The organism is Pseudomonas sp. PDM10 (assembly GCF_014852295.1).
Taxonomy (GTDB): domain Bacteria; phylum Pseudomonadota; class Gammaproteobacteria; order Pseudomonadales; family Pseudomonadaceae; genus Aquipseudomonas.
This window is the reverse complement of the sequence record NZ_JACVBJ010000009.1, coordinates 224283-249978: the sequence shown is the minus strand read 5'-3', so window position 1 is coordinate 249978 and position 25696 is coordinate 224283. Positions and strand designations below refer to the sequence as shown.

General features: G+C 60.6%; 24 protein-coding genes. 15 read left to right on the top strand and 9 right to left on the bottom strand.

Annotated features, from left to right (window positions below):
* Positions 1-94 precede the first annotated feature (94 nt).
* From cysM to IB252_RS28890, 5 genes are all read left to right on the top strand, one after another.
* A complete protein-coding gene (cysM, locus tag IB252_RS28910) occupies positions 95-997 on the top strand; it encodes a cysteine synthase CysM (RefSeq protein WP_008148007.1) in 903 nt (300 codons plus the stop codon).
* Positions 997-2349 (top strand): 23S rRNA (uracil(1939)-C(5))-methyltransferase RlmD, encoded by a 1353-nt coding sequence (rlmD, locus tag IB252_RS28905; RefSeq protein ID WP_192411049.1) that lies wholly within the window; start codon positions 997-999, stop codon positions 2347-2349. Before cysM ends, rlmD begins: the two co-directional genes overlap by 1 nt.
* A 124-nt stretch (positions 2350-2473) precedes the next feature.
* Complete coding sequence (gene relA, locus IB252_RS28900; protein ID WP_192411048.1) at positions 2474-4717, top strand: GTP diphosphokinase; 2244 nt, start codon at positions 2474-2476, stop codon at positions 4715-4717.
* Between the two features lie 124 nt (positions 4718-4841).
* The gene (gene mazG, locus IB252_RS28895) at positions 4842-5675 is read left to right on the top strand and encodes a nucleoside triphosphate pyrophosphohydrolase (RefSeq protein WP_192411047.1); all 834 of its coding nucleotides are present in this window, start codon (positions 4842-4844) and stop codon (positions 5673-5675) included.
* Positions 5676-5703: 28 nt separating this feature from the next.
* Complete coding sequence (locus IB252_RS28890) at positions 5704-6246, top strand: DUF2058 domain-containing protein (protein WP_111451715.1); 543 nt, start codon at positions 5704-5706, stop codon at positions 6244-6246.
* 70 nt (positions 6247-6316) lie between these two features.
* Here the strand turns inward: IB252_RS28890 and IB252_RS28885 are convergent, their stop codons facing one another.
* The 6 genes from IB252_RS28885 to IB252_RS28860 form a co-directional block, all read right to left on the bottom strand.
* A complete protein-coding gene (locus IB252_RS28885; RefSeq protein WP_008148017.1) occupies positions 6317-6505 on the bottom strand; it encodes a hypothetical protein in 189 nt (62 codons plus the stop codon).
* Between the two features lie 400 nt (positions 6506-6905).
* Positions 6906-8126, bottom strand: a complete 1221-nt coding sequence (gene fabB / locus IB252_RS28880; protein WP_192411046.1) for a beta-ketoacyl-ACP synthase I — start codon at positions 8124-8126, stop codon at positions 6906-6908.
* A gap of 11 nt (positions 8127-8137) precedes the next feature.
* Positions 8138-8653: a 3-hydroxyacyl-[acyl-carrier-protein] dehydratase FabA gene (gene fabA, locus IB252_RS28875; protein WP_111451717.1), complete on the bottom strand. Its 516-nt coding sequence runs from the start codon at positions 8651-8653 to the stop codon at positions 8138-8140.
* Between the two features lie 247 nt (positions 8654-8900).
* Positions 8901-10802 (bottom strand): ATP-binding protein, encoded by a 1902-nt coding sequence (locus IB252_RS28870; protein WP_192411045.1) that lies wholly within the window; start codon positions 10800-10802, stop codon positions 8901-8903.
* Complete coding sequence (locus IB252_RS28865; RefSeq protein WP_192411044.1) at positions 10799-11731, bottom strand: ABC transporter substrate-binding protein; 933 nt, start codon at positions 11729-11731, stop codon at positions 10799-10801. Before IB252_RS28865 ends, IB252_RS28870 begins: the two co-directional genes overlap by 4 nt.
* A 1-nt stretch (position 11732) precedes the next feature.
* Entirely contained in the window at positions 11733-13856 is a 2124-nt protein-coding gene (locus tag IB252_RS28860; RefSeq protein WP_192411043.1) for a TonB-dependent receptor plug domain-containing protein, read from the bottom strand.
* 196 nt (positions 13857-14052) lie between these two features.
* Here IB252_RS28860 and IB252_RS28855 point away from each other — a divergent pair, with 196 nt between their 5' ends.
* The 10 genes from IB252_RS28855 (at position 14053) to IB252_RS28810 (ending at position 22890) form a co-directional block, all read left to right on the top strand.
* Positions 14053-15078, top strand: a complete 1026-nt coding sequence (locus IB252_RS28855) for an NAD(P)H-dependent glycerol-3-phosphate dehydrogenase (protein ID WP_192411042.1) — start codon at positions 14053-14055, stop codon at positions 15076-15078.
* A gap of 19 nt (positions 15079-15097) precedes the next feature.
* Entirely contained in the window at positions 15098-15445 is a 348-nt protein-coding gene (locus IB252_RS28850; RefSeq protein ID WP_008148033.1) for a DUF4389 domain-containing protein, read from the top strand.
* On the top strand, positions 15442-15894 hold the full coding sequence (sixA, locus tag IB252_RS28845) for a phosphohistidine phosphatase SixA (protein WP_008148035.1): 453 nt from the start codon (positions 15442-15444) through the stop codon (positions 15892-15894). The genes IB252_RS28850 and sixA overlap by 4 nt, the downstream gene beginning before the upstream one ends.
* A gap of 211 nt (positions 15895-16105) precedes the next feature.
* Positions 16106-17773 (top strand): AMP-binding protein, encoded by a 1668-nt coding sequence (locus IB252_RS28840; protein WP_192411041.1) that lies wholly within the window; start codon positions 16106-16108, stop codon positions 17771-17773.
* Positions 17774-17805: 32 nt separating this feature from the next.
* Positions 17806-18249, top strand: a complete 444-nt coding sequence (locus tag IB252_RS28835) for a hotdog fold thioesterase (RefSeq protein ID WP_192411040.1) — start codon at positions 17806-17808, stop codon at positions 18247-18249.
* Between the two features lie 334 nt (positions 18250-18583).
* On the top strand, positions 18584-19390 hold the full coding sequence (locus IB252_RS28830) for an alpha/beta fold hydrolase (RefSeq protein WP_008148042.1): 807 nt from the start codon (positions 18584-18586) through the stop codon (positions 19388-19390).
* Positions 19387-20241, top strand: coding sequence for an alpha/beta hydrolase (locus tag IB252_RS28825; RefSeq protein WP_111451725.1), 855 nt, complete (start codon positions 19387-19389; stop codon positions 20239-20241). Before IB252_RS28830 ends, IB252_RS28825 begins: the two co-directional genes overlap by 4 nt.
* Before the next feature lie 50 nt (positions 20242-20291).
* On the top strand, positions 20292-20951 hold the full coding sequence (locus IB252_RS28820; protein WP_008148047.1) for a glutathione S-transferase family protein: 660 nt from the start codon (positions 20292-20294) through the stop codon (positions 20949-20951).
* Positions 20952-20959: 8 nt separating this feature from the next.
* On the top strand, positions 20960-21766 hold the full coding sequence (locus IB252_RS28815) for a DUF4892 domain-containing protein (RefSeq protein ID WP_111451727.1): 807 nt from the start codon (positions 20960-20962) through the stop codon (positions 21764-21766).
* 68 nt (positions 21767-21834) lie between these two features.
* Entirely contained in the window at positions 21835-22890 is a 1056-nt protein-coding gene (locus tag IB252_RS28810) for an AI-2E family transporter (protein WP_192411039.1), read from the top strand.
* Between the two features lie 154 nt (positions 22891-23044).
* On the opposite strand, the gene xopAW is transcribed toward IB252_RS28810, so the two are convergent.
* From xopAW to IB252_RS28795, 3 genes are all read right to left on the bottom strand, one after another.
* Positions 23045-23671 carry a XopAW family type III secretion system calcium-binding effector gene (xopAW, locus tag IB252_RS28805; RefSeq protein ID WP_192411038.1) on the bottom strand — a complete coding sequence of 209 codons (627 nt, stop codon included), beginning with the start codon at positions 23669-23671 and terminating at the stop codon, positions 23045-23047.
* 118 nt (positions 23672-23789) lie between these two features.
* Entirely contained in the window at positions 23790-24842 is a 1053-nt protein-coding gene (locus IB252_RS28800) for a sensor histidine kinase (RefSeq protein ID WP_192411037.1), read from the bottom strand.
* A complete protein-coding gene (locus IB252_RS28795; RefSeq protein ID WP_033053235.1) occupies positions 24842-25600 on the bottom strand; it encodes a response regulator in 759 nt (252 codons plus the stop codon). The genes IB252_RS28800 and IB252_RS28795 overlap by 1 nt, the downstream gene beginning before the upstream one ends.
* Positions 25601-25696 lie beyond the last annotated feature (96 nt).

The following is a 25696-nucleotide window of genomic DNA, read 5'->3' as shown; positions in this document are numbered from 1 at the left end:
CCCATAAACCATAAGCACCATACTTTGCGTGATATGGCCTGCCGACGTTTGCCGGTATGATAGGCGCCCCCGCAGTCTGGATTGCGAATACGCCATGACCTTGCAGTACCCAACCATCGCCGATTGCGTCGGCAACACTCCGCTGGTCCGTTTGCAGCGCCTGCCTGGCGCCACCAGCAATACCCTTTTGCTCAAGCTCGAAGGGAATAACCCGGCGGGTTCGGTCAAGGACCGTCCGGCGCTGTCGATGATCACCCGCGCCGAACTGCGCGGGCAGATCCACGTCGGCGATACGCTGATCGAAGCGACCTCGGGCAACACCGGGATCGCCCTGGCGATGGCCGCCGCGATCAAGGGTTACAAGATGATCCTGATCATGCCGGACAACTCCAGCGCCGAGCGTAAAGCCGCCATGACGGCGTACGGCGCCGAGCTGATTCTGGTCACCCAGGAAGAGGGCATGGAAGGCGCCCGCGACCTCGCCCAGCGAATGGAAGCCGAAGGCCGCGGCAAGGTGCTGGATCAGTTCGCCAACGGGGACAACCCCGAAGCGCACTACACCACCACCGGCCCGGAAATCTGGCGTCAGACCGAAGGCACCATCACCCATTTCGTCAGCTCCATGGGCACCACCGGTACCATCATGGGCGTCTCGCGCTACTTGAAAGAGCAGAACGAAAGCGTGCAGATCATCGGTCTGCAACCGATGGAAGGCTCGGCGATTCCGGGCATCCGTCGCTGGCCGCAGGAATACCTGCCGAAGATCTACCAGGCCGAGCGCGTGGACCGGATCGTCGACATGGCGCAAAGCGAAGCCGAAGACGTGACCCGTCGTCTGGCCCGCGAAGAAGGCATCTTCTGTGGCGTGTCCTCGGGCGGTGCGGTAGCAGCGATGCTGCGTCTGTCCAAAGAAGTTGAAAACGCGGTGATCGTCGCGATCATCTGCGACCGTGGCGACCGTTACTTGTCGACCGGCATTTTCGACGCGCCCAACTGATGGCCAAGCAAGAGAGAGGCCTGCGCTTCCAGCCCACCGGCGGTAGCAAGGCCCCGCAAATTCCGACTGGCAAAAAGCAGCGCTTGAGTATCGAGCGCCTGGCTAATGACGGTCGTGGTATCGCGTTTTTTGAAGGTCGCACCTGGTTCGTCATCGGCGCATTGGCCGGTGAAGAAGTCGAAGCACGCGTGTTGGGCGCCCACGGCAAAGTGGTCGAGGCGCGCACCGAGCGGGTGTTCCAGGCCAGCGAACTGCGCCGCCCGGCACCGTGTCCGCATGCGGGTCGCTGTGGCGGTTGCAGCGTGCAACATTTGCCGCACAACGAACAACTCGCCCTGAAACAGCGCATGCTCGCCGAGCAGTTGTCGAAGGTCGCCGGTGTCGAACCCGAAGAATGGGCCGCGCCTTTGAGCGGTCCGGAATTCGGTTACCGGCGTCGCGCCCGAGTGGCGGTGCGCTGGGACATGAAGGCGAAAAAACTCGAAGTCGGTTTCCGCGCCGCTGGCAGTCAGGACATCGTTGCGATCAACGAATGCACGGTGCTGGTACAGCCTTTGCAACCGATCATGACCCGCTTGCCGGAAATGCTCCGGCGCTTGAGCAAACCTCAGGCGCTGGGGCATGTGGAATTGTTCAGCGGTTCGTCGTTGGCGGTTTTGTTGCGGCACATGGCGCCGCTGTCCGACGCCGACATGACGATCCTCAAGGATTTCTGCGCCTTCCATGAAGCCCAACTGTGGCTGCACGGTGACGGTGAACCGCAACCGGTCGAGGCTGACCAGTCGTTGGGTTATCGACTTGAACAGTGGGATTTGAACCTGGCGTACCGACCGGGAGATTTCATCCAGGTCAACGCCGGGGTCAACGAAGCGATGATCGCCCAGGCGTTGGAGTGGCTGAAGCCGACGGCGGATGAACGCGTTCTCGATCTATTCTGTGGCTTGGGTAACTTTGCCTTGCCGCTGGCCAAGGTCGTTCGCGAAGTGGTGGCGGTGGAAGGTGTGCAGGCGATGGTCGAGCGGGCAGCCGCGAACGCTGCTAGCAACAATCTTCATAATGCGAAGTTTTTTCAGGCCGATTTATCCCAGCCTTTGACCCATGCCGAATGGGCGCGGGAAGGCTTTTGTGCGGTACTCTTGGACCCACCGCGTGACGGTGCTTTCGAGGCAGTGCGCAAGCTGGCGTCCCTGGGCGCCAAACGGTTGGTGTATGTGTCGTGCAATCCGGCAACGCTGGCGCGCGATACGGTCGAATTGATCAAGCAGGGCTACCGGTTAAAACGTGCCGGGATTCTCGATATGTTTCCTCAGACGGCACATGTCGAGGCCATGGCGTTATTTGAAGCGAGCTAGGACGGCTCGTCTGGTCCGACTGGCCTGCCCGCGCCACTCTCGCATTAGCCCCGCGAGCGTCCAAGGGTAACGAAAGGTCAGCGATTTGACGCATTGAATCTGCGTCGTAGGGAAGGTAAGCAAGATGGTACAGGTGAGAGCACACCAGCCGATCAACACCGACGGCAGTATCAATCTCGAGGCTTGGCTCGATCATGCGGTCAGTGTCGATCCGGCACTGGATCGCGAAGCCTTGAAGGAAGCGTGCGAGTTTGCTCGTACGTCTGAACAACAAGCCAATGCGGCGAAAAACCTGTGGTCCGAAGGGACCTCGAGTTTCCGCACGGGCCTTGAGATCGCCGAGATTCTCGCCGACCTCAAACTCGATCAGGATTCGTTGGTTGCCGCGATCCTGTATCGCGGCGTGCGCGAAGGCCAGATCGAGTTGCCGGCGATCAGCCAGCGCTTCGGTCCGGTGGTCGCCAAGCTCATCGACGGCGTGCTGCGCATGGCGGCGATCAGCGCCAGCCTCAGCCCCCGCCAATCCCTGGTGCTGGGCACGCAGGGCCAGGTCGAAAACCTGCGCAAGATGCTGGTCGCCATGGTCGACGACGTTCGCGTTGCACTGATCAAACTGGCCGAACGCACCTGCGCCATCCGTGCGGTGAAAACCGCCGATGACGAAAAACGCAACCGCGTCGCCCGTGAAGTCTTCGACATCTACGCGCCTTTGGCTCACCGTCTCGGTATCGGTCACATCAAGTGGGAACTGGAGGACTTGTCCTTCCGTTACCTTGAGCCCGATCAGTACAAGCAGATCGCCAAGTTGCTTCATGAGCGGCGTCTGGATCGCGAGCGCTTCATCGCCGACGTCATGAGCCAACTGAAGAATGAGCTGACCGCCACCGGCGTCGACGCCGACATCAGCGGCCGGGCCAAACACATCTATTCGATCTGGCGCAAAATGCAGCGCAAGGGTCTGGAATTCAGCCAGATCTACGACGTGCGCGCCGTTCGCGTGCTGGTGCCGGAAATGCGCGACTGCTACACCGCGCTCGGTATCGTCCACACCCTGTGGCGGCACATCCCGAAAGAATTCGACGACTACATCGCCAACCCGAAAGAGAACGGCTACCGCTCGCTGCACACCGCGGTGATCGGCCCCGAGGGCAAGGTGCTGGAAGTGCAGATCCGCACCCACGCCATGCACGAAGAAGCCGAACTGGGCGTTTGCGCGCACTGGCGCTACAAGGGCACCGACGTCAAATCCGGCTCCAACCACTACGAAGAGAAAATTTCCTGGCTGCGTCAGGTCCTCGAGTGGCATGAAGAATTGGGCGACATCGGCGGCCTGGCTGAACAACTGCGAGTCGATATCGAGCCGGATCGGGTCTACATCTTCACCCCGGACGGTCACGCCATCGACTTGCCGAAGGGCGCGACGCCGCTGGACTTCGCCTACCGCGTGCACACCGAAATCGGTCATAACTGCCGTGGCGCGAAGATCAACGGGCGCATCGTGCCGCTCAACTACAGCCTGCAAACCGGTGAACAGGTCGAGATCATCACCAGCAAGCACGGCACCCCGAGCCGCGACTGGCTGAACCCGAACCTGGGTTACATCACCACCTCGCGGGCACGGGCGAAGATTGTTCACTGGTTCAAGTTGCAGGCGCGCGACCAGAACGTCGCCGCCGGTAAAACCTTGCTGGAGCGTGAACTCAGTCGCCTCGGTCTGCCAGCGGTGGATTTCGACAAGCTGGCCGAAAAGGCCAACATGAAGGTGGCCGAAGACATGTTCGCCGCGTTGGGCGCAGGCGATTTACGTCTGGCGCAACTGGTGAACCTGGCGCAGCAACTGGTCGAGCCGGAGCGCGGCAACGAACAGCTGGAACTGATTCCGCGCAAGGCCACCGGCTACAAACCGGGCAAGCGCGGCGACATCCAGATCCAGGGCGTCGGCAACCTCATGACCCAGATGGCGGGTTGCTGCCAGCCGCTGCCGGGGGATGCGATCGTCGGTTACATCACCGTGGGCCGCGGCGTGAGCATCCATCGTCAGGACTGCGCCTCGGTGCTGCAACTGGGCAGCCGCGAACCCGAGCGGATCATCCAGGTCAGCTGGGGGCCGGTGCCGGTGCTCACCTATCCGGTGGACATCATCATCCGCGCCTACGACCGGTCCGGTCTGCTGCGTGACGTTTCGCAAGTGCTGCTCAACGAGCGGATTAACGTGCTGGCGGTCAACACCCGCTCGAACAAAGAGGACAACACCGCGTTGATGTCCCTGACCATCGAGATTCCGGGGCTGGATGCGCTGGGGCGGTTGCTGGGGCGGATTTCCCAGTTGCCGAACATCATCGAAACCCGTCGTAACCGGACGCCGTAATGATGACCAATGTGGGAGCGAGCCTGCTCGCGATGGCGGTATTTCAGTCAACATCTGTGTTGTCTGCAAGTCCGCTATCGCGAGCAGGCTCGCTCCCACAGGTTTTTGTGATGAGACATGATTGATGTACAGCCTTGAAGACTTGCTGCACCTGATGAGCCGTCTGCGCGACCCGCAGTACGGCTGCCCTTGGGACATCAGGCAAACCTACGAAACTATCGTCCCGCACACCCTTGAGGAAGCCTACGAAGTCGCCGACGCCATCGAGCGCGGAGACTTCGATCACTTGCAGGGTGAGTTGGGGGATTTGCTGTTCCAGGTGGTTTATTACAGCCAGCTGGCGCGGGAAGAAGGGCGCTTCGAATTCGCCGGTGTCATCGACAGCATCACCCGCAAGTTGATTCGCCGTCATCCGCACGTGTTTCCTAGCGGTGATCTGTACGCACCGCTGGATGTTCCGCGTCTGAATGAAGATCAGGTCAAGCAGCGCTGGGAAGAGATCAAGGCTGAGGAACGTGCCGAGAAATCATCCACGCCAATGCAGCTGTCCTTGCTCGACGACGTACCCGCAGCACTGCCGGCATTGTCCCGTTCGGCGAAGTTGCAGAAGCGCGCAGGGCAGGTCGGGTTCGACTGGCCTGACGCCTTGCCGGTGCTCGACAAAGTGCGCGAAGAGCTCGATGAAGTGCTCGAAGCCATGGCCGACAATGACTCGGTAGCGATTGCCGATGAAGTCGGTGATCTGTTGTTTTCCGTGGTCAATCTGGCGCGTCATCTCAAGGTCGACCCCGAAACTGCACTGCGTGGCGCCAACAGCAAGTTCGAAAGACGCTTCCGTTTTATCGAACAGGCATTGCGCGACACCCACCGTCCCATAGAAGATTGCACCCTCGAAGAGTTGGACGCCTTGTGGGGCGAAGCCAAACGTCAGGAAAAGAATTTGCCCAGCTGCGGTTGAGCAGTTGCCTAAGTGAGTAATAAGCACCATGAGCATTTCCCTTCGCGACCAGTTGCTCAAAGCAGGGCTGGTCAACCAGAAGCAGGCCAAACAGGTCGGCAAAGAGAAGCAGAAACAGCAGCGTCTGGCCCACAAAGGCCAGATCGAACTCGATGACTCGCAGCAGCGGGCGGCTCAGGAAGCCATGGCCGAGAAGGTCAAGCGCGATCAGGAGCTGAACCGTCAGCAACAGGAGAAGGCCGAGGCCAAGGCTCGCGCTGCTCAGGTCAAACAGTTGATCGAAGTCTCGCGTCTGCCGAAGCTGACGACCGAGGACTACTACAACTTCGTCGACGACAAGAAGGTCAAGCGCATCTGCGTCAACACGCTGATGCGCAACAAGCTCAGCAGCGGTTCGCTGGCCATCGTCCACCACGCCGGCGGTTATGAAGTGATCCCGCGTGAGGCGGCCCTGAAGATCCAGGAGCGCGACCCACAGCGTATCGTGCAGATGAACGTGAAGACCGAAGAAGTCGCTGTCGAGGACGATCCGTACGCGGCCTATCAGATCCCGGACGATCTGATGTGGTAAGCCGTTAAAGGCTGCAACAACGACAAACCCCGCTCATGGCGGGGTTTGTCGTTTTCAATGCTGTCATTGCTTATGCGGATTGGAGCGCTCGTTGCTGCTCCAGTTTTTCCAGTTCGGCCTTGTAGCTGTGGGCATCGGTTTCGGAGTGGAACATCCCCACCAGCATGTCTTGTTGGTGAACGTCCCAGATCCGGATACCGGCGGCTACGCCTTCGTGGGACTTATGTGAATCGTCGCGTTCAGTTACTTTTACAGTCATCTGCTAGCTCCAATCTCTGTTATCTGCAGCAAGGCGTGTGCAGGACTCCGTTATATGTTTGGTTAGCCTGCTAAGTAAACGACTGGGTTTGGTAACGGACTTTTGCAAAAACAGAGAAAATCCTGCAGCCCTTGAAGCGCGCGGCATTCGGTCGCAGGCCGCTGAGTTTCATGACAAAAGCTTCATGTTCGCATTGAAGAAAATGTCTGGCTTCACACAAAACCTGTGGGAGTGAGCCTGCTCGCGATAGCGGTCTTATTCATACAGAAATGTTGAATGTGGTGCCGTCATCGCGAGCAAGCCCGCTCCCACAGGGATTGCGGTGTTCAATCTTTCAGGCACAAAAAAAACGCCCCGAACCAGTCGGGGCGTTTTTGTGTGCAGCGTAGCGGGGGAGGTATTACTTACCGGCCCAGCGCTTCAGTACCAGCGTGGCATTGGTGCCGCCGAAGCCAAAGCTGTTGCTCATCACGGTGTTGATGGTGGCGTCTTCACGAGTCTTGGTCAGGATCGGCATGTCAGCCACTTCCGGGTCCAGTTCGTCGATGTTGGCGGAACCCGCCATGAAGTTGCCTTCCATCATCAGCAGGCAGTAGATCGCTTCGTGAACACCGGCGGCGCCCAGGGAGTGACCCGACAGGCTCTTGGTGGAGCTGATGGCCGGAGCCTTGTCGCCGAACACTTCACGCACACCTTTCATTTCCATGACGTCGCCGACCGGAGTCGAAGTGCCGTGGGTGTTCAGGTAGTCGATCGGAGTGTCAACGGTGGCCATGGCCATCTGCATGCAGCGGATGGCGCCTTCGCCGCTTGGGGCGACCATGTCGTAGCCGTCGGAGGTCGCGCCGTAGCCAACGATTTCCGCGTAGATCTTCGCGCCGCGGGCCAGAGCGTGTTCCAGCTCTTCGACCACGACCATGCCGCCACCGCCGGCGATGACGAAACCGTCACGCTTGGCGTCGTAGGCACGGGAAGCTTTTTCCGGGGTTTCGTTGTACTGGCTGGACAGTGCGCCCATGGCGTCGAACAGGAACGATTGGCTCCAGTGTTCTTCTTCACCGCCGCCGGCGAACACGATGTCCTGCTTGCCCAACTGGATCTGCTCCACAGCGTTACCGATGCAGTGAGCACTGGTGGCGCACGCGGAGGAGATCGAGTAATTCACACCCTTGATCTTGAACGGCGTCGCCAGACAAGCCGAAACGGTGCTACCCATGGTCCGCGTGACGCGGTACGGGCCTACACGTTTGACGCCTTTTTCGCGCAGGATGTCCAGCGCTTCCATCTGGTTCAAGGTCGACGCGCCACCGGAACCGGCGATCAGGCCGGTACGCACGTTGGAAACCTGCTCATCGGTCAGACCGGAGTCGGCGATGGCATCTTTCATGGCCAGGTAGGCGTAAGCCGCCGCGTGGCCGACGAAGCGATAGATCTTGCGATCGATCAGCTCTTCGAGGGGAAGGTCAATGGAGCCGGAAACCTGGCTACGCAGACCCATTTCAGCATATTCCGGGTTGAACCGGATGCCAGGGCGGCTTGCACGCAGGTTAGCGGAGACGGTCTCTTTGTCATTGCCCAGGCACGAAACGATGCCCAGACCAGTGATAACGACGCGGCGCATGCGGATAACCCTTAGAAGTTGTCAGTGGAGGTGAAAACGCCGACCCGAAGGGCTTCGGCGGTGTAGATCTCGCGGCCGTCGACGCTGACCGAACCATCGGCGATGGCCAGGTTCAGCTTGCCCTTCAGTACGCGCTTGATCTGAATGTTATAGGTTACTTTCTTGGCGGTCGGCAGAACCTGACCAAAGAATTTCACTTCGCCCGAACCCAGGGCGCGACCGCGGCCCGGCAGACCTTGCCAGCCGAGGAAGAAACCGACCAGTTGCCACATGGCGTCGAGGCCCAGGCAGCCTGGCATCACCGGATCGCCTTCGAAGTGGCAGGCGAAGAACCACAGGTCCGGAGTGATATCCAGCTCGGCGACCAATTCACCCTTGCCGTACTTGCCACCCTCGGCGCTGATATGGGTGATGCGATCCACCATCAACATGTTCGGGGCGGGCAGTTGTGCGTTACCTGGGCCGAACAGCTCACCGCGACTGCAGCGCAGCAGGTCTTCCCGAGTAAAGGCGTTTTGTTGGGTCATGCGAGCTCCTCAATAGTCCCATGCGGCAGGTGGGGCAAATCTTCCCGGCCGATCGAGGCGTTCATGCCTCGAGTCAGCAGCCTACTCATAGACTATTGCGTTGTGGTGAAAGTCACAGCACCAAGGACATGAATGTACACTTGTGCACTGAAATTATTATTCAAGCCCCTTTTCGGGCCTGTTCGGGTGCCTAAGACTGCCGCACTTTCGCCTTTCACGCCAGTCGCAGATAGCCGAAAGGCCTGCACTACTGCACCCAGCGCTGCAGAATTTGCTGCAAATCTGTGCGTTTGAAGGGCTTGGCCAGGTAATCGTTCATTCCCGCCGATAAACAGGCTTCGCGGTCACCCTGCAAGGCGTTGGCGGTCAGCGCGATGATCGGCAAGTCTGTGCAGCCGGGTAATTGGCGAATCTGTCGGGTGGCCTCGTAGCCGTCGATGATCGGTAGCCGGCAGTCCATCAGAATCGCTTCGAAAATCAGACTCTCCGCACTGCGCACAGCCTGGGCGCCATCGGTGACGACGCTGACAGTAAAGCCCAGACTGCGCAACATTGCTTCGATGACCGTCTGATTGACCGGATTGTCTTCCACCAGCAACACGTTGCGCCCTTCGCCATCACCGCTGCCGGTCGGTATGCGCGGCACCAGCACAGGCAGCGTCTGTTTATAGAGCGCCAGCGGGATTTCCAGGGTGAACACCGAGCCGCGACCTTCCTCGCTCTGGGCGCGCAACGTGCCGCCCATGCGTTCAGCCAGCGTGCGAGCAATCGGCAGACCCAGCCCGGTGCCCCCGTAACGCCTCGAAATAGAACTGTCGGCCTGCTGGAAGGCGTTGAACATCAATTCCAGGCTTTCAGCCGAGATACCAATCCCGCTGTCGCGCACAGTGCAGGTGAACCACAGCAGTTCGTGATCCAGCGACTGCCATTGCGGTTCGATGCTGACGCGGCCCTGTTCGGTGAATTTCAGCGCATTGCCGATCAGGTTGACCAGGATCTGCCGGATCCGCGTCGGGTCGCCCTGCACCTGCAACGCGCGCATGTCGTCCGGAATCGACAGCACCAGGTCGAGCCCGCGTTGCAAGGCGCTGTGCGAGAACGACTGGGCGCAACTGCCGATCAGGTCTGCGAGGTTGAATGGAATGTGTTCCAGCTCCAGTTCCGAACGCTCGATGCGCGAGAAATCCAGAATGTCGTTGATGACTTTGAGCAGGTGTTCGGTGGACTCCGAGGCAAGCGCCGCGTATTCGACCTGCTCCTCGGTCATCTCGGTGGTTTCCAGCAGTTGCAGCATGCCCAGCACGCCATTCATCGGTGTGCGCAGTTCGTGGCTCATCATCGCAAGGAAATCGGATTTGGCGTTGTTGGCCTTTTCCGCTTCCTCGCGAGTCTGAATCAACTGCGCCATTGCTTGATGCTGTTCGCGACTGGCTTGCTCGAGCCCGTTGGCGAGGTTGTTGATGTGTTGCGACAGCGCGCCCAGTTCAGTGTCGTCGACGATCGGCAGCGGCGTTTTGTAGTCGCCGTCCTGAATCGCCTTGACCGCGTTGCCGATGTCGCGGATCGGTTGCGACAGACTGCCGGCCAGTCGCCGGGCGAGCAGAAAAGTAAACAGCAGGGCGAACAGCGCCAGGATCCCGGCCTTGAGCAGGATTTCCTGCTGACGCTGGCTGAAGGCGTCATTGGACAGGCCGACGATCACCCGACCCAGATAATCCTCGCTGGGCGTCGTGTTGGCGACGCGGCTGCCCTGCAGGAAATCATTGTGCAGCTGGATGCGTTGCAGCCGCACCGGGGCCTGGAACACTTCGACCTGGTGCGAGCGGTTGTGGGTTTCCGACGGTTGCTCGACGTACACCAGAATCCGGTTGGCGCTGTCCTGGACTTCCAGAAAGCGCACATTGGGCGTGGCCAGGGTAGCCTTGAGCAAACTGTCGAGCACCTCGTTGTTGCCCGAGATCACCCCGTATTCGGTGGCCGGTGCCAGTTGGTTGGCGATCAGTTGCCCGGTGTGATTGAGCTCCTGACGCAGGTCCTGGATCCGCACGAAGGTGAAGAAACTGATCAACAGCAACGTCAGTAACAGGGCAGGGCCGAGGCTGATGATTTGGGTGCGGGTGTTGATGTCCCAACGGCGACGGAAAGTCATGGGTGGCGTTCTCCTGCGGCCAGCTGTGTTGCGACAAACGCATCAGGCATCTGTTCTATACCTAATGAACGAGCCACCTGCGGGTTACTCAAGACTTTGAAATGTTGCGGGTAATGCGCGCGTGGCCATGTCGTTGGTGGTCGGTCGAGCAGCTCATTGAGAATCTCCAGCCAATCACTCTGATCGCTGTAGGTGCTGGCCAGGCTGCCAGCCTTGACGAATCCGGGATTGGGACCGATCAGCGCCATTTGCCGCGCGTAGCTGCTAAGCAGCAGGTTCTTCGCGGTTTTCGGGTTGTACAAATCGGGGTCGTCGAGGCCCAGCAACACGTCGCTGTTTTTCAGCAGAGTCTGCAATGGTCGGCTGTCATTGGTGTTGTCCCAACGCTGGGTAACCACCTCAAGGCCCAGGGAGTGGGCGGCCTGATGCAATTCTTCCAACAGGAATTCGCTGTGGCTGTCGAAGAGCACACCCACGCGTTTGGCATGGGGCAGGAGGAGCCGGGTCAGACGTAATTGCCGGTCCAGAGGCTGATCGCTCCAAAGCAGGCTGAGGTGTGAGGGCAGGGTGGTCCCCAGACGCTGGCGGGCTTGCAGGCGGCTGATGCGCAGGACCAACGTCGCCGGGCCTTGGGGGTCTTGCAGGCGCCAGTCGAGGCTTGGCAGGTCGAGCAGAATCAGACGGGTACCGGCGGGCAGTTTGCCTGGCTCCGGCAGACTGGCCAGTGTCTGGAAACGCACGCTGTCGTCAGGGCGCATCTCGTGCAGGGCCTGGACGAAGGATTGCGCGCCGGGGCTGTCCTCGGCGCCGGTCAGCAAAATGTCCGCGGCGCTGGCCGCCAGGCTGCTCAGCAGTCCGGCAAACACCAGGCACAGCCCGGCCAGCAGGCGGCCAAGGATTGGCGTCTTGCGTGACGGGCTATACCGCATCTTAGAACGCCAGCTCTGCGCTGAAGTAAAGCACCCGGCGCTCGTCGTAGTTATTGTCGACGAAGGTTGTGGGCTGACTGTCGAGGCGTTGCTGGAGCACACCGGCCAGTTCCAGGCTGGCCTTGCCCAGGCCGATGCGTTTGGCGATGCGCGTGTCGACCCGTTCGAAGCGGTAGCCGTTCAGGGCATCGTCACCATAGTAGAAGAGCGCACTGTTCCAGCCGTGGCCCCAGTTGTGCAGCCACCCGGCGGAACCGCTGTTTCGGGCGGTCTGTTGGGCATCCTGCGGGTTGCTCGCCTCGGCATCGACGTAGGCATACGTCAGACGCAGGCGATCGGCGCTGCTGATTCTCCAGTCGAGCTGGGTTTCTGCCCCTTCGAGGCGCGCGCTGTTTGAGTTGCTGGCGATGTACTGATTGTTGCGCAGCGGTTCGCTGATCATCCCGGTTATTTCGTCGTAGAACAGTTTCACATCGACCGCCAGCCCCACTTCGGCAAAGTAACCGTTATAGCCCAGCTCCCGAGAGCGCATGTATTCCTGTTCGAGGTTGCCGGGGCCACGGGTCTTGACGAAATAACGGGCACTGGACTGGCCATAGGCGCTGGGTCGCAGGTTCTTTACCTGATAGCTCCAGTTGACGTTGTTCTCGAACATGTCCGGCGAGCGGATGGCTTCCGAATACACCGCTCGCAGGCCATGGCGCGGGTTGATCAGGTAGTTGACCGCCACCCGCGGGGTGAGCGAACTGCCGATCAATTGCGTGTCTTCGAACATCGCACCGCCCTGCAGCAACCAATGCTCGGTGGCGCGCCACTCGAGCTGGCCGAACGCCCGCCAGGTGGTGTCGTCGAGGGTGCCATTGAAGTAGGTCTCGGAATCTGCCCGGTCGTAACGATAGTTCATGCCGCTGACCAGCCGCAGACTGTCGGACAGGCTGAGGGTGTCCTGTAATTCAAGGTCGTAGCGCGATTCCCGGGTGCTCTGGTCAATATCGCCACAGAGGGTTTGCCGGGCGCCGTTTCGCCATTGGTCGAGCACTTGATTGGCCAGTGCGCGCTGGGTCGGGTCACCTGCGGGCGCGCCGGGGCCGGTGTAGCGATCCATGTTGCGTGCCAGGCGTTCGGTGTAATTCGGGTTGAGCTGCCAGAGTTCGGTCAACTGCGGGCTGAACGAAACTTCGGCATCGCAGGCACGCCAGGTCTGCTGACGATCCCAGTGCTGCGCCGAGCCCTGGATGTAAAGGCTGTGATCGGGATTGATGTCGAGGTTCCAGCGCAGCGAGCCGGCGTAGTCCTTGGCGACGACGTCGGAATTGTTCCCGGCAGCGGTAATCCCCGAGAAGACCGGGCGGTAGGTATACGGCCGCTGGTTGCTCCCGTCCTTGGCATTCAATTGCCAGTCGATACTCTGGTTTTCAGTGAGCGTCTGGCTGACGGCGAGGTTGAAGCGGTTCAAGCGGCGGCTGTCGCGGTAGTCGGCGCCATTGCGGTCCGAGTCGAAGCCGTCGTCTTGCTGGCCGGACAGTGACAGGCGCAGGTCGCCGCCGTCCCAGCCCACGCCCTGGCTGGCGTAAAAGTCGTCGATGCCGCGCTGCCCACGGGTGACTTTCATTCGCGTGCCGTGGCTGTCGGCCGGGTTGCGCGTGATGATGTTGACCACCGCCATCAGCGCATTGGCGCCATAGCTGACGGTGTTCGGGCCACGGAAAACTTCGATGCGTTCGATGTCTTCCAGGGCCACCGGAATGTCACTCCAGTCCACGGTGGCCAGGCCTGCGCGGTACACCGAGCGGCCGTCGATCAACACTTGCATGCGTCGCGCTTCGGTCGCATTGGTGCCGTGATAGTTCACCGCCGCCTGGTTGCCGTTGATGTTGCCGACCATCATTCCCGGCACCAGTCGCAGCAACTCACTGATGTCCCGGGCGCCGCTGGCGTTGATCAGTTCGCTGTCGATCACCGTCATGCTCCCCGGTACTGCGGCTGGCGACTGCTTGAGTCGCGTCGCGGTCAGTACTTGCGGCAGCGGCTCGCTGTCGAGGAACAAGTCGTCGGCAAGCAATGGCGAGCTGAACATCAGCGCCAGTACCAGCGGCGAGCGAGGTGATGGGGAGCCAAACGACACAACACATCCTTGATAGCGAACAATTGGCGCGCATGTTAACCGAGCGCAATGACTTTTCCAGTCACGTTGCGGGCATTTTCCTCGGTTTTCTTGGTCTTCTTCCTACAAGTGTCGGTAATTGATGCGGGGGCTGGCCGCCACTGGGCCGCTCCGTATAATGCCGACATCGCCACTGGTATGGATTAACGGATTGCATATGACTGAACAGCGCCCAATTGCGGTCCTGGGAGGCGGAAGTTTTGGTACCGCCGTGGCTAATCTGCTGGCCGAGAACGGGCATCAGGTCCGGCTGTGGATGCGTGACCCCGAGCAGGCTGAGGCCATACGGGTCAATCGCGAGAACCCGCGTTACCTCAAAGGCATCAAGATTCTGCCGGCCGTGGAAGCGGTCACCGACCTGCTGGCCACTCTGCAAGCCTGCGACTTGTGCTTCGTCGCACTGCCGTCCAGCGCGCTGCGCTCGGTATTGATGCCGCACGCCGAACGTTTGAACGGCAAATTGTTGGTGAGCCTGACCAAAGGCATCGAAGCCCATACTTTCAAGTTAATGAGCGAAATCCTCGAAGAGATCGCCCCGCAAGCGCGCATCGGCGTGTTGTCCGGGCCGAACCTGGCCCGTGAAATCGCCGAACACGCGCTGACCGCCACGGTGGTCGCCAGCGAAGACGAAGAACTCTGCCAGCGGGTCCAGGAAGCGCTGCACGGCAAGACCTTTCGCGTCTACGCCAGCGCCGACCGCTATGGCGTGGAGCTGGGCGGGGCGTTGAAAAACGTCTACGCGATCATTGCCGGCATGGCCGTGGCGATGGGCATGGGCGAAAACACCAAGAGCATGCTGATCACCCGGGCGCTGGCGGAAATGACCCGCTTTGCGGTGAATCAGGGCGCCAACCCGATGACCTTCCTCGGTTTGGCGGGCGTCGGCGATTTGATCGTCACCTGCTCGTCGCCGAAAAGCCGTAACTACCAGGTCGGGTTCGCCCTCGGTCAGGGTTTGAGCCTGGAAGATGCAGTGACGCGCCTGGGCGAAGTCGCTGAAGGGGTCAACACCCTCAAGGTGCTCAAGACCAAGGCTCAGGAGGTGGGCGTGTACATGCCGCTGGTCGCCGGGCTGCATGCCATCCTGTTCGAAGGGCGCACGCTTGAGCAGGTGATCGGTCTATTGATGCGTGCCGAGCCGAAAACCGACGTCGATTTTATTTCCACCAGTGGTTTCAACTAAGCATCAGGGAGAGCGAGACATGAACGATCCGAAAACAGAGGACAAGTACGAATCCATCCTGCTGCGAGTGTTGTGGATGATCGTCTATGTGCTGGTCTGGCAAGTGGCGCAGTTCATCCTTGGCGCCGTGGTGCTGGTGCAGTTGATCTATCGTTTGATATATGGCGCCCCGAGCGCCAGCCTGATGAACTTCGGCGACAGCCTGAGCCAGTTCCTGGCGCAGATCGGTCGATTCGGCAGTTTCCACAGTGACCAGAAACCGTGGCCATTCGCCGACTGGCCAACGCCGCGTACACCGGAAGGTGAAGCGCCGCACACTGTGGCGCCGGCACCACACCCGGCCCGAGATGAGGAACCCAAGCTATGAAACTCTGGATACTGCGTCATGGGGAAGCCGAGCCACACGGCAAACGTCCTGATTCGGAACGGGCACTGACTGCCCATGGTCGTGAAGAAGTGCTGCGCACTGCCGCCGAGTTGGCCGGCAAGCCGCTGACCGCGATCTACGCCAGTCCTTACCTGCGAGCGCAGGAGACCGCAGAAATTGTGCGTACAGCGCTGAATTTCGCGCCGGAGATTCGCACCGTCGACTGGCTGACTCCCGACAACCGCCCGCAAGCGGTGGCGGAGCAGTTGGTGTCTGTGGATCACGCGTTGCTGGTCAGTCATAACCCGCTGGTGGGCAACCTGTTGGGTTACTTGCAGCACGGCCATGTGCAAGACCCGGAAGCGGTGAAAACCGCCGGCCTTGCAGAACTTGAAGGTGATTTGCCGCTGGCCGGCGGGATGAAACTCAACGCCATCAAGCACCCGTAACTGCTGTTGTTTTTGCCTTTGCCTTTGTAGGAGCAAGGCTTGCCCGCGAAGGCATCAACTCAGTCTGGCAGAAACACCTCGGTGTCTGCATCGCGGGCAAGACTTGCTCCTACAGGGGGGCGGTGACTCCTGACTTTGTTTGAAATAGTCAACCAAGCAACTGCTTGGTTGGCTACGCTTGCTCCAGACCAAAAATAAAGGAGCGAGTCGCATGCCTACTGCTTTTCGTTTGCCGCTGGACGTCTTCTACGAGCGCGAGGCCCGTCATCCCCGCCAGCGCTTTCTGGTCCAGCCCACGGGCGGCGGACAGGTCGAGACCCTGAGCTGGGCCGACGTCGGTCATCAGGCGCGCTGCGCTGCGCATTGGCTGCGCGCACGCGAACTGCCCCAAGGCAGCCACATCGCCCTAATCTCGAAAAACTGCGCCCACTGGATCATCGCCGACCTGGCGATCTGGATGGCGGGCCACGTGTCGGTGCCGCTCTACCCGAACCTTACCGCCGAGACCGTGGCCCAGGTCCTTGAACACTCCGAAGCGGCGCTGGTGTTCATCGGCAAACTCGATGACTGGCCCGGCATGTCTCGCGGGGTCAGCCCCGATCTGCCGACGATCAGCCTGCCGTTGCATCCGCCTGGTACTTTCGACTACAGCTGGGCCGACCTGCAAAAGAGCTCACCGATCCAGGACGATCCCAAGCCGGCCGCCGACCAGTTGGCGACCATCATTTACACCTCCGGTACCACCGGCATGCCCAAAGGCGTGATGCACAGTTTCGCCAATCTGGGGTTTGCCACCACTCGTGGCACGCAGTTGTTTGGCTTGAATGAGTCGGATCGGCTGCTGTCCTACCTGCCGCTGTGCCATGTCGCCGAGCGGATGTTCGTCGAGCTGGCGTCGATCTACACCGGGCAAACGGTGTTTTTTGCCGAAAGCCTCGACACCTTCCTGACTGATTTGCGCCGTGCACGACCGACCGCGCTGTTCGGTGTGCCAAGGATCTGGACCAAATTCCAGATGGGCGTGTACAGCAAGATCCCGGCAATGCGCCTCGACTTCCTGCTCGGTCTGCCGATCATCGGCAAGCGGGTCGGCCACAAAGTCCTGGCCGGGCTCGGGCTGGATGCCTTGCGCATCGCCCTGTCCGGCGCCGCGCCAGTGCCGCAGACCTTGCTGCTGTGGTACCGCAAACTGGGGCTGGATGTGCTGGAGGTCTACGGCATGACCGAAAGCTGCGGGTATTCGCACGTTTGCCGGCCGGGCCAGAACAAACCCGGCTGGATCGGCAAGCCCTGCCCGGAGGTCGAGGTGCGGATCGCCGAGTCGGGCGAAGTCATGGTGCGCAGCGGCGCGACCATGCTCGGGTATTTCAAGGAGCCTGAGAAAACCGCCGAAACCATCACCGAGGACGGCTTCCTGCGCACCGGCGACAAGGGCGAGGAGGACGCCGAAGGCAACCTGCGCCTGACTGGTCGACTGAAGGAAATCTTCAAGACCAGCAAAGGCAAATACGTCGCCCCGGCACCGATCGAGAATCGTCTGGCGGAGCATTCGCGCATCGAGCAAGTGTGCGTGGTGGGCGATGGCCTGAGTGCGCCGCTGGGGTTGTGCGTGCTCTCGGCGGTCGGTCAGCAGGACGCCAGCGGAACGGCGCGGGCGGGCCTGCATTCAAGCCTGGAAAAACTGTTGGAGGAGGTCAATGGCGTCCTCGACAAACACGAACGCTTGCATCGATTGGTGGTGGTCAAGGACAGCTGGGCGGTGGAAAACGGCTACCTGACGCCGACCCTGAAGATCAAGCGCAACGTGATCGAGGCGGCTTACGGTGCCCGCTTCGAAGAATGGAGCGCGCGCAGCGAAGCGGTGCTGTGGCAGGATTGAGTCACGAATAAAACCAACAAAGGATGTCAGCAATGAGCTTGTGGCGTACCCATCCCAACATTGAACAGTTGAACGCAATCCAGAAAAACACCATCGGCGAAGTGTTGGATATTCGCTTCGAAGCCTTCGACGAAGAGTCCCTGACCGCGAGCATGGTCATCGACCATCGCACTCACCAGCCTTACGGCTTGCTGCACGGCGGCGCCTCGGTGGTGCTGGCCGAAACGGTCGGCTCGATGGCCAGTTACCTGTGCATCGACGCCAGCAAGTTTTACTGCGTGGGCCTGGAAATCAACGCCAACCATTTGCGCGGCTTGCGCAGCGGGCGGGTCACGGCGGTGGCCAAGCCGATTCACATTGGCCGCACGACGCATGTCTGGGATATCCGTTTGACCAGCGATGAGGGCAAGGCCAGTTGTGTGTCGCGGTTGACCATGGCGGTGGTGCCATTGGGTGAGAATCCGCCGGCGCGTTGAGAGTGTGTTTCTTCAATTAGATCCGCCCCTCACCCTAACCCTCTCCCCACGGGGGCGAGGGGACTGACCGAGTTGTTCTTGGAGCTACTTCGACCTGAAATATTAAGTCGTACTCAAAGTTTGAAAAGCTTGAAGATCTGCTCCCTTTCCCCCTCTCCCCGTGGGGAGAGGGCTGGGGTGAGGGGTGGATCTTGAGGCATGCACCAGACTCAGAACATCCACAATTTCGCATTCCCCATGACCGGACTGTCATCATTCCTGGCACTTACGGTCATTGCTGTAGGACGTCGTCTTACGGACAATCAACCCTTGTTTTCGTTGATGGATCACCGGTATGTCGCAACAGATATTTTTCGCCCACGCCAACGGTTTTCCCTCAGGCACCTACGGCAAGTTGTTCGCGGCGCTGGCGCCCGAGTATCAGGTGACGCATCTGCAGCAGCACGCCCATGACCCGCGTTTTCCGGCGGACGACAACTGGTACAACCTGGTCGATGAGCTGATTCATCACCTCAAGCAGCAACCGGAACCGGTGTGGGGTGTCGGCCATTCCTTCGGTGGCGTGCTGCACCTGCACGCGGCGTTGCGGTGCCCCGAGCTCTATCGCGGCGTGGTGATGCTTGATTCGCCGGTGCTGACCCGCGCTGATCAATGGGTGATCCGCGCCGCCAAACGCTTCGGTTTCATCGATCGCCTGACCCCGGCCGGCCGTACGTTGGGACGCCGGGAAGAGTTCACCGATCTGGACGCGGCCCGACTCTATTTCGCGGGCAAAACCCTGTTTCGCGGTTTCGACCCGGAATGCTTCGACGCTTACCTGCAACACGGTTTGCACAAGGTGGGCGACAGGTTGCGCCTGCGCTTCGACCCGGCCACGGAAATCAGTATCTACCGTGGTGTGCCGCACACCAGTCCCGGCCGCACACGGCAACTGAAAGTGCCGCTGGCGGTGGTTCGCGGGCACAAGAGCCGAGTGGTGATGCGTCATCACGCAAGCCTCGTGGGGCGCTTGCCGCTGGGCGAGTCCCTGACCATGCCTGGCGGCCACATGTTTCCCCTCGAACGTCCCCAGGACACGGCCACGCTGCTGAAGAACCTGCTCAGCCGGTGGGACGGTCGCCGCCAACAGGATTGCGCATGAGCAATGTCGTTGAAGAAGTTCGCCTGAGCCTGCCGCACATCGAGTTGGCAGCGCACTTGTTCGGCCCCGAAGACGGCCTGCCGGTGATCGCCTTGCATGGCTGGCTGGACAACGCCAACAGCTTCGCCCGGCTGGCGCCGAAGCTCAAAGGCTTGCGCATCATCGCGCTGGACATGGCCGGTCACGGTCATTCCGGGCATCGGCCTACCGGTGCCGGTTACGCGCTGTGGGACTACGCCCATGACGTGCTGCAAGTGGCCGAGCAATTGGGCTGGAAGCGCTTTGGGCTGCTGGGGCATTCCATGGGCGCGATCGTTTCGCTGGTGCTGGCCGGTTCGTTGCCGGAACGCGTGACCCATCTGGCCTTGATCGACGGAGTCATTCCTCCTACAGACAAGGGCGAAAACGCTGCCGAACGGATGGGCATGGCCCTGCAAGCGCAGCTGGATTTGCGGGAGAAGCGCAAACCGGTCTACAACACCCTCGACCGGGCCATCGAGGCGCGCATGAAAGGCTTGGTCGCTGTCAGTCGCGAAGCCGCAGAACTGCTGGCCCAACGTGGATTGATGCCCGTGCCGGGCGGTTATACCTGGCGCACCGATAACCGCCTGACCTTACCGTCGCCGCTGCGTCTGACCTCAGAACAGGCGATGGCCTTCGTCCAGCGAGTCAGTTGTCCTGCAAAACTGGTGGTGGCTGCCGACGGCATGCTCGCCAAACATCCCGAGTTGCTGGAGCGTCTACCCTTTAGCCGTGAACAGCTGCCTGGCGGTCATCATTTGCACCTGAATGACGAACCCGGTGCCGACCTTGTCGCAGACTGTTTCAATCGGTTCTTCGCTGTTCCTTGACTTGCGCCGGGCAACTGTCGAGGCTGGGCGGGTTGAAATGGGAGACAACCATGATAGATCTCTACACCGCTGCGACCCCGAATGGCCACAAGGTCTCTATCGTGCTCGAGGAACTCGGCCTGCCCTACACGGTGCACGCCTTGAGTTTCGACAAAAAGGAACAGAAGTCCGAGGGCTTCCTCAAGATCAATCCCAATGGCCGGATTCCGGCGATTGTCGACCGCGCCAACGGCGATTTCGCTGTGTTTGAATCCGGCGCGATCCTGATTTACCTGGCTGAATTGAGCGGCAAACTGCTGCCAAAAGACCCCAAGGGGCGCTCGGTGGTCCTGCAATGGCTGATGTTCCAGATGGGTGGAATCGGCCCGATGCAAGGCCAGGCCAACGTGTTTTTCCGTTATTTCCCGGAGAAGCTCCAGGGCGCCATCGATCGCTATCAACATGAAACCCGCCGCCTCTATGAAGTGCTCGACACGCGTCTGCAAGCCGTGGAGTTTCTGGCCGGTGAATACAGCATTGCCGACATCGCCACTTATCCGTGGGTCCGTGGCCATGAGTGGTCGGGTGTCGCGGTCGACGGTTTGCCGGCCCTGCAACGCTGGATGGCAACCATGGAGGCGCGTCCGGCGGTACAGCGCGGTTTGCTGGTGCCTGAGCGCATCGATGACGCCAGTATCATCAAGGGTGCCCAGGCCATGCTGATCCGATGAGTCTATCCATGCGTTCATTCAGTCTGCTGGCGCTGTGTTGTTTCAGTCCGCTGTTATTTGCCGCCGATGTCCCGGGCAGCCATGACTTGCCGATCGTGCCGCGTATGGCCGATGCGCAGATCGTTGACTATCGTCCGGTCGCCGAACTTGAGCGGATCTATCCATTGGGTTCGATCCGCAAAATCAGCGGCCAGTTGCGCTTCGACGGCCAGGTCGCTGCCCGAGGGCAAACCACGTCGGTAACCTACGAGTTGCCACCGGAGCATTCCTCCACCGAGGCCTTCACCGCTGCTCGTGAAGCCTTGCAGAAGCAGGAGGCCCAGTTGCTGTTCTGGTGCCAGGCCCGTGATTGCGGCGAAAGCAGCCTGTGGGCCAATGATGTCTTCGGCAATGCCAAGCTTTATGGCGCAGATGATCAGCAAGCGTTTTTGCTGTTGCGTCTGGCGGCCCCACAGGACAACACGCTGGTGGCGCTTTACAGCATCACGCGCGGCAATCGCAAAGCTTATCTGCACGTCGAACAGTTTGACGCCGCCGCGCCACTGGGTGATTTGCTGCCGACTTCTGCAACCTTGCTTCGAGAGCTCAAAAGCACCGGTGAACTCGATTTCCCCAAACTGACCGGCGATCCTGACGAGTCCTGGCTGCGCCTGATCTCTCGTGGGCTGAATCTGGACACCACGTTGCGGGTCAGTGTTTCCGGGCCGAAGGCCGAAGCCTGGCGTCAGGCACTGATCGGGCAGGGGGTGCGTACCGCCAGGATGGAAGCCGGCAGCATCGACGGCGCTGGCTTGCACATCGAACTGTTGCGGTAAGCTTTATCCGGCGAACGTACACGCTGCGTTCGCCTACTCTTTTGCGGACTGATTTTTTCGAGATTTAGATGATCAATAACGATCGGCTGTTGGTGCAGATCCTGCTTCTGGTGCTGTTTGGCGCGAGCTTCTGGGTGATGGCGCCGTTCTGGTCGGCGCTGTTCTGGGGCGCGGTGCTGGCATTTGCCAGTTGGCCGCTGATGCGTTTGCTGACGCGTTTGCTCAAAGGTCGCGAATCTCTGGCGGCCGCAGTACTGACGCTGGGCTGGATGTTGCTGGTGGCGTTGCCGTTGGTCTGGCTGGGGTTCAACCTCGCAGACCATGTGCGCGATGCCACGGCGTTCATCAAGGATGTGCAGGTCGATGGGCTGCCAGAAGCGCCGATCTGGCTGGGCACTATTCCCTTGGTGGGCGAGCGGCTGGTGGGGGTCTGGAACAGTATCGATCAGCAGGGCGCGGCGATGATGCTGGCGGTCAAACCTTATCTGGGTCAGGTCGGCAATTGGTTGCTGGCGCGCAGTGCGCAGATTGGCGGCGGGATACTTGAGCTGACGTTGAGTATCGTCTTCGTGTTCTTTTTCTACCGTGACGGGCCGCGTCTGGCGGCGTTTGTTCACGGGTTGCTGGAACGTCTGATCGGTGAGCGTGCCGGGTATTACATTGAGTTGGTGGCGGGCACGGTGCAGCGGGTGGTGAACGGCGTGATCGGGACGGCAGCGGCCCAAGCGGTTCTGGCGTTGATCGGGTTTTTGATTGCCGGGGTACCCGGGGCGCTGGTGCTGGGGATCGTCACGTTTTTGTTGAGCCTGATTCCGATGGGACCGCCGCTGGTGTGGATTCCGGCCACGGCCTGGCTGGCCTGGAAGGGCGAGTACGGGATGGCGGTGTTTCTCGGGATTTGGGGGATGTTCATCATCAGTGGCGTCGACAACGTGCTCAAACCGTATCTGATCAGCCGGGGCGGGAATTTGCCGTTGGTGATTGTCCTGCTCGGGGTGTTTGGCGGGCTGATTGCCTTCGGGTTTATCGGCTTGTTCATCGGCCCGACGTTGTTGGCGGTGGCCTACAGCCTGCTGAACGACTGGAGCAAGAGTCAGGCCCGGGTTGAGGATCGCCGGCCCTGAGATTGATCGTTCCCTCGCTCTGCGTGGGAATGCCGCATGGGACGCTCCGCGTTCCGCTTCGGGATGTGACGCAGAGCGTCACGGGATGCATTCCCACGCAGAGCGTGGGAACGATCAACCTGTAGGAGCAAGGCTTGCCCGCGAAGCTTTTGATTTAAGTGGCCTCGTTCAGGTACTTGCCTACGGTCGCCACGTTGTCGAGCGAGTACTGCTTGCTCAGGTTGGCAATCATTTTATTCAGGGCTTCGGTCACGTTCGACTGATCGGTGGAACTGTCGGTGTTTCGCTCGCGGCCGGCTTGCAACGCAGCGTTCAACTCGTCGCTGCTGACGCCGCCACTGCTGTCGCTATCCAGCACTTTGAGCAACGCGGCGCTGGTGTCGGTGCTGGTCGATGAGCTGCTGCTGGTCTGCAGCGCGCTGGTCAGCTCAGTGACGCTGACACTGCCGTCGCTGTCCGCATCGAGCTGGCTAAACAGTTCTTCGCTGGACATTTGTTGAGGTGGCGGCGGCGGAGGGGCCATCGCGGCCATTTCTTCACTGCTCAGGCTGCCGCTTTCGTCGCTGTCCAGGTCAGCGAAGTTCTTGCTCAGGCTGACCAGCAGACCGTCGTCGGTTTTCTGCGACAGGGCGCTCTTGAGTTCATCCTGATCCACCGCGCCGTCGCTGTTGTTGTCGAGTTTGGCGAGCAGATCTTTCTGAAATTGTTGACTACGGGCGGAGCTGGTTGCGGTGCTGCTGGTGCTGGTATAGCTCGTATAATTGCTGACGCTACCGATCATTGTGCTCACTCCTTGGAATGGATAACCGGTGGGTGCACCGGTTTATGCAGCCTCAAGGGGCAAGTTGTCGTGGGTATGTGAAGTTTGTACCGAGCGGTACACAGAGCACACGGATCTGCTACATGGATCGAGGTAGTCGGATAACGGCGGTCAATCCGCCGCCGGGTGTTTCTTCCAGGCTCAACTGTCCACCCAGGCGTTCGGCCGCCTCGCGGGCGATGGTCATGCCCAGCCCGACGCCACCGGAGTTGCGGTTGCGCGATCCTTCCAGACGAAAGAATGGCTCGAACACGGCTTCACGTTTATCCGCCGCAATCCCCGGCCCATGGTCGATGACCCGGATCACCAGGGTTTCGCGCGTGTCGTCGAGCGTAATCAGTGCCTGCCCGGCATAACGCAGGGCATTGTCCAGCAGGTTGTTGATGCACGAGCGCAAGGCCATCGGCTGCACTTGCAACGGTGCGCAGTGGCCGCTGGTCAGAACATCGGCGCCCTGGTCCTGGGCGTTTTCACTCAGGGATTCGACCAGCGCCTGCACGTCCATCCATTGCAGGGCCTCACTGGTGCGCTGCTCGTGCAGGTAGGTGAGCGTGGCGTCGAGCATGCCAATCATGTCGTCCAGATCCTGACGCATCTGGCCTTGCAATTTGTTGTCGTCGATCTGCTCCAGCCGCAGCTTGAGCCGCGACAGCGGCGTGCGCAGGTCGTGGGAAACGGCACCAAGCATCCGCGAGCGTTGTTGCACTTGTTCACGAATGCGTTGCTGCATCTTGTTGAAGGTGTGTGCCGCTTGCCGTGCTTCCCGTGGGCCGGACTCATCCAGAGGCGGGCTGTCGAGGTTTTCGCTCAGTCGCTCAGCGGCATCGCTCAGGCGCTGGATCGGCCGGCTCAGCAGTTTGGCACCGTACCAGGCGGCGATGATCAGCGAGACCAGCTGAAAGGTCAGCGGCACCAAGGGGCCGCCGAACCACGGCCGCGGTGGCCGACTTGCGAAGCGCGGGTCCATCGGCGGGCGCTGTCCGTCGACGTTTTCGGAAAACCCCGGCGGCGGCGGTGGCGGCGGTGGGCCGTAATAGTGAAACCAGAAAAACGCCAACACGTGCGCCAGGATGATCGCCACCAGCAGCATGCCAAACAGGCGGCCGAAGAGCGTATCGAAGCGCGCACGCATCAGCCGATGTCTCTGGCGTCGAACAGATAACCCTCACCGCGAACGGTTTTGATCAGTTGCGGGGCTTTGGGGTCGTCACCGAGTTTTTGGCGCAGGCGCGAGACCAGCAAGTCGATGCTGCGATCAAAGGCTTCGATCGAGCGACCGCGGGCGGCATCCAGCAGTTGTTCGCGGCTGAGTACCCGGCGCGGACGTTCGATGAATACCCAGAGCAAACGGAACTCGGCGTTGGACAGCGGCACCACCAGGCCATCAGCGGCGATCAATTGGCGCAGCACGCTGTTCAGGCGCCAGTTGTCGAAGCGGATGTTGGCCCGTTGTTCGGTGCGATCGTCGCGTACCCGGCGCAGGATCGTCTGGATCCGCGCCACCAATTCCCGCGGCTCGAACGGCTTGGCCATGTAGTCGTCGGCGCCCAGTTCCAGGCCGATGATCCGGTCGGTCGGTTCGCAGCGGGCAGTGAGCATCAGGATCGGGATGTCCGATTCGGCGCGCAGCCAGCGGCACAGTGACAAACCGTCTTCGCCGGGCAGCATCAGGTCGAGCACCACCACGTCGAAATGCTCCGCTTGCAGCGCAAGGCGCATCGCGGCGCCATCGGTGACGCCGCTGGCGTGAATGTTGAACCGGGCCAGATAGTCGATCATCAGTTCGCGGATCGGGACGTCATCGTCGACGATCAGGGCGCGAATGCTCCAGCGTTTGTCGTCGCCGGGCGCTTTTTGATCGTCGTTCACAGGGGCGTGGAGGTTATGCATGCGTGCGTTCATCTGCCAGGTAGGCTGCCAACCACAAAGATGGGCTGCGAGGTTGTGGTTTCAGCATAGGCGTCCGGCCCGGAGGCAGGAAGTGCT

Coding starts and splice junctions, on each gene's coding strand:
- IB252_RS28800 (WP_192411037.1), bottom strand. CDS start 24,842: ATGCGTGCGCGCTTCGATACGCTCTTCGGCCGCCTGTTTGGCATGCTG.
- sixA (WP_008148035.1), top strand. CDS start 15,442: ATGAAACTCTGGATACTGCGTCATGGGGAAGCCGAGCCACACGGCAAA.
- IB252_RS28830 (WP_008148042.1), top strand. CDS start 18,584: ATGTCGCAACAGATATTTTTCGCCCACGCCAACGGTTTTCCCTCAGGC.
- relA (WP_192411048.1), top strand. CDS start 2,474: ATGGTACAGGTGAGAGCACACCAGCCGATCAACACCGACGGCAGTATC.
- IB252_RS28850 (WP_008148033.1), top strand. CDS start 15,098: ATGAACGATCCGAAAACAGAGGACAAGTACGAATCCATCCTGCTGCGA.
- IB252_RS28865 (WP_192411044.1), bottom strand. CDS start 11,731: ATGCGGTATAGCCCGTCACGCAAGACGCCAATCCTTGGCCGCCTGCTG.
- mazG (WP_192411047.1), top strand. CDS start 4,842: ATGTACAGCCTTGAAGACTTGCTGCACCTGATGAGCCGTCTGCGCGAC.
- IB252_RS28795 (WP_033053235.1), bottom strand. CDS start 25,600: ATGCATAACCTCCACGCCCCTGTGAACGACGATCAAAAAGCGCCCGGC.
- fabB (WP_192411046.1), bottom strand. CDS start 8,126: ATGCGCCGCGTCGTTATCACTGGTCTGGGCATCGTTTCGTGCCTGGGC.
- IB252_RS28890 (WP_111451715.1), top strand. CDS start 5,704: ATGAGCATTTCCCTTCGCGACCAGTTGCTCAAAGCAGGGCTGGTCAAC.
- cysM (WP_008148007.1), top strand. CDS start 95: ATGACCTTGCAGTACCCAACCATCGCCGATTGCGTCGGCAACACTCCG.
- IB252_RS28810 (WP_192411039.1), top strand. CDS start 21,835: ATGATCAATAACGATCGGCTGTTGGTGCAGATCCTGCTTCTGGTGCTG.
- fabA (WP_111451717.1), bottom strand. CDS start 8,653: ATGACCCAACAAAACGCCTTTACTCGGGAAGACCTGCTGCGCTGCAGT.
- IB252_RS28835 (WP_192411040.1), top strand. CDS start 17,806: ATGAGCTTGTGGCGTACCCATCCCAACATTGAACAGTTGAACGCAATC.
- rlmD (WP_192411049.1), top strand. CDS start 997: ATGGCCAAGCAAGAGAGAGGCCTGCGCTTCCAGCCCACCGGCGGTAGC.
- IB252_RS28855 (WP_192411042.1), top strand. CDS start 14,053: ATGACTGAACAGCGCCCAATTGCGGTCCTGGGAGGCGGAAGTTTTGGT.
- IB252_RS28840 (WP_192411041.1), top strand. CDS start 16,106: ATGCCTACTGCTTTTCGTTTGCCGCTGGACGTCTTCTACGAGCGCGAG.
- xopAW (WP_192411038.1), bottom strand. CDS start 23,671: ATGATCGGTAGCGTCAGCAATTATACGAGCTATACCAGCACCAGCAGC.
- IB252_RS28815 (WP_111451727.1), top strand. CDS start 20,960: ATGCGTTCATTCAGTCTGCTGGCGCTGTGTTGTTTCAGTCCGCTGTTA.
- IB252_RS28820 (WP_008148047.1), top strand. CDS start 20,292: ATGATAGATCTCTACACCGCTGCGACCCCGAATGGCCACAAGGTCTCT.
- IB252_RS28885 (WP_008148017.1), bottom strand. CDS start 6,505: ATGACTGTAAAAGTAACTGAACGCGACGATTCACATAAGTCCCACGAA.
- IB252_RS28870 (WP_192411045.1), bottom strand. CDS start 10,802: ATGACTTTCCGTCGCCGTTGGGACATCAACACCCGCACCCAAATCATC.
- IB252_RS28825 (WP_111451725.1), top strand. CDS start 19,387: ATGAGCAATGTCGTTGAAGAAGTTCGCCTGAGCCTGCCGCACATCGAG.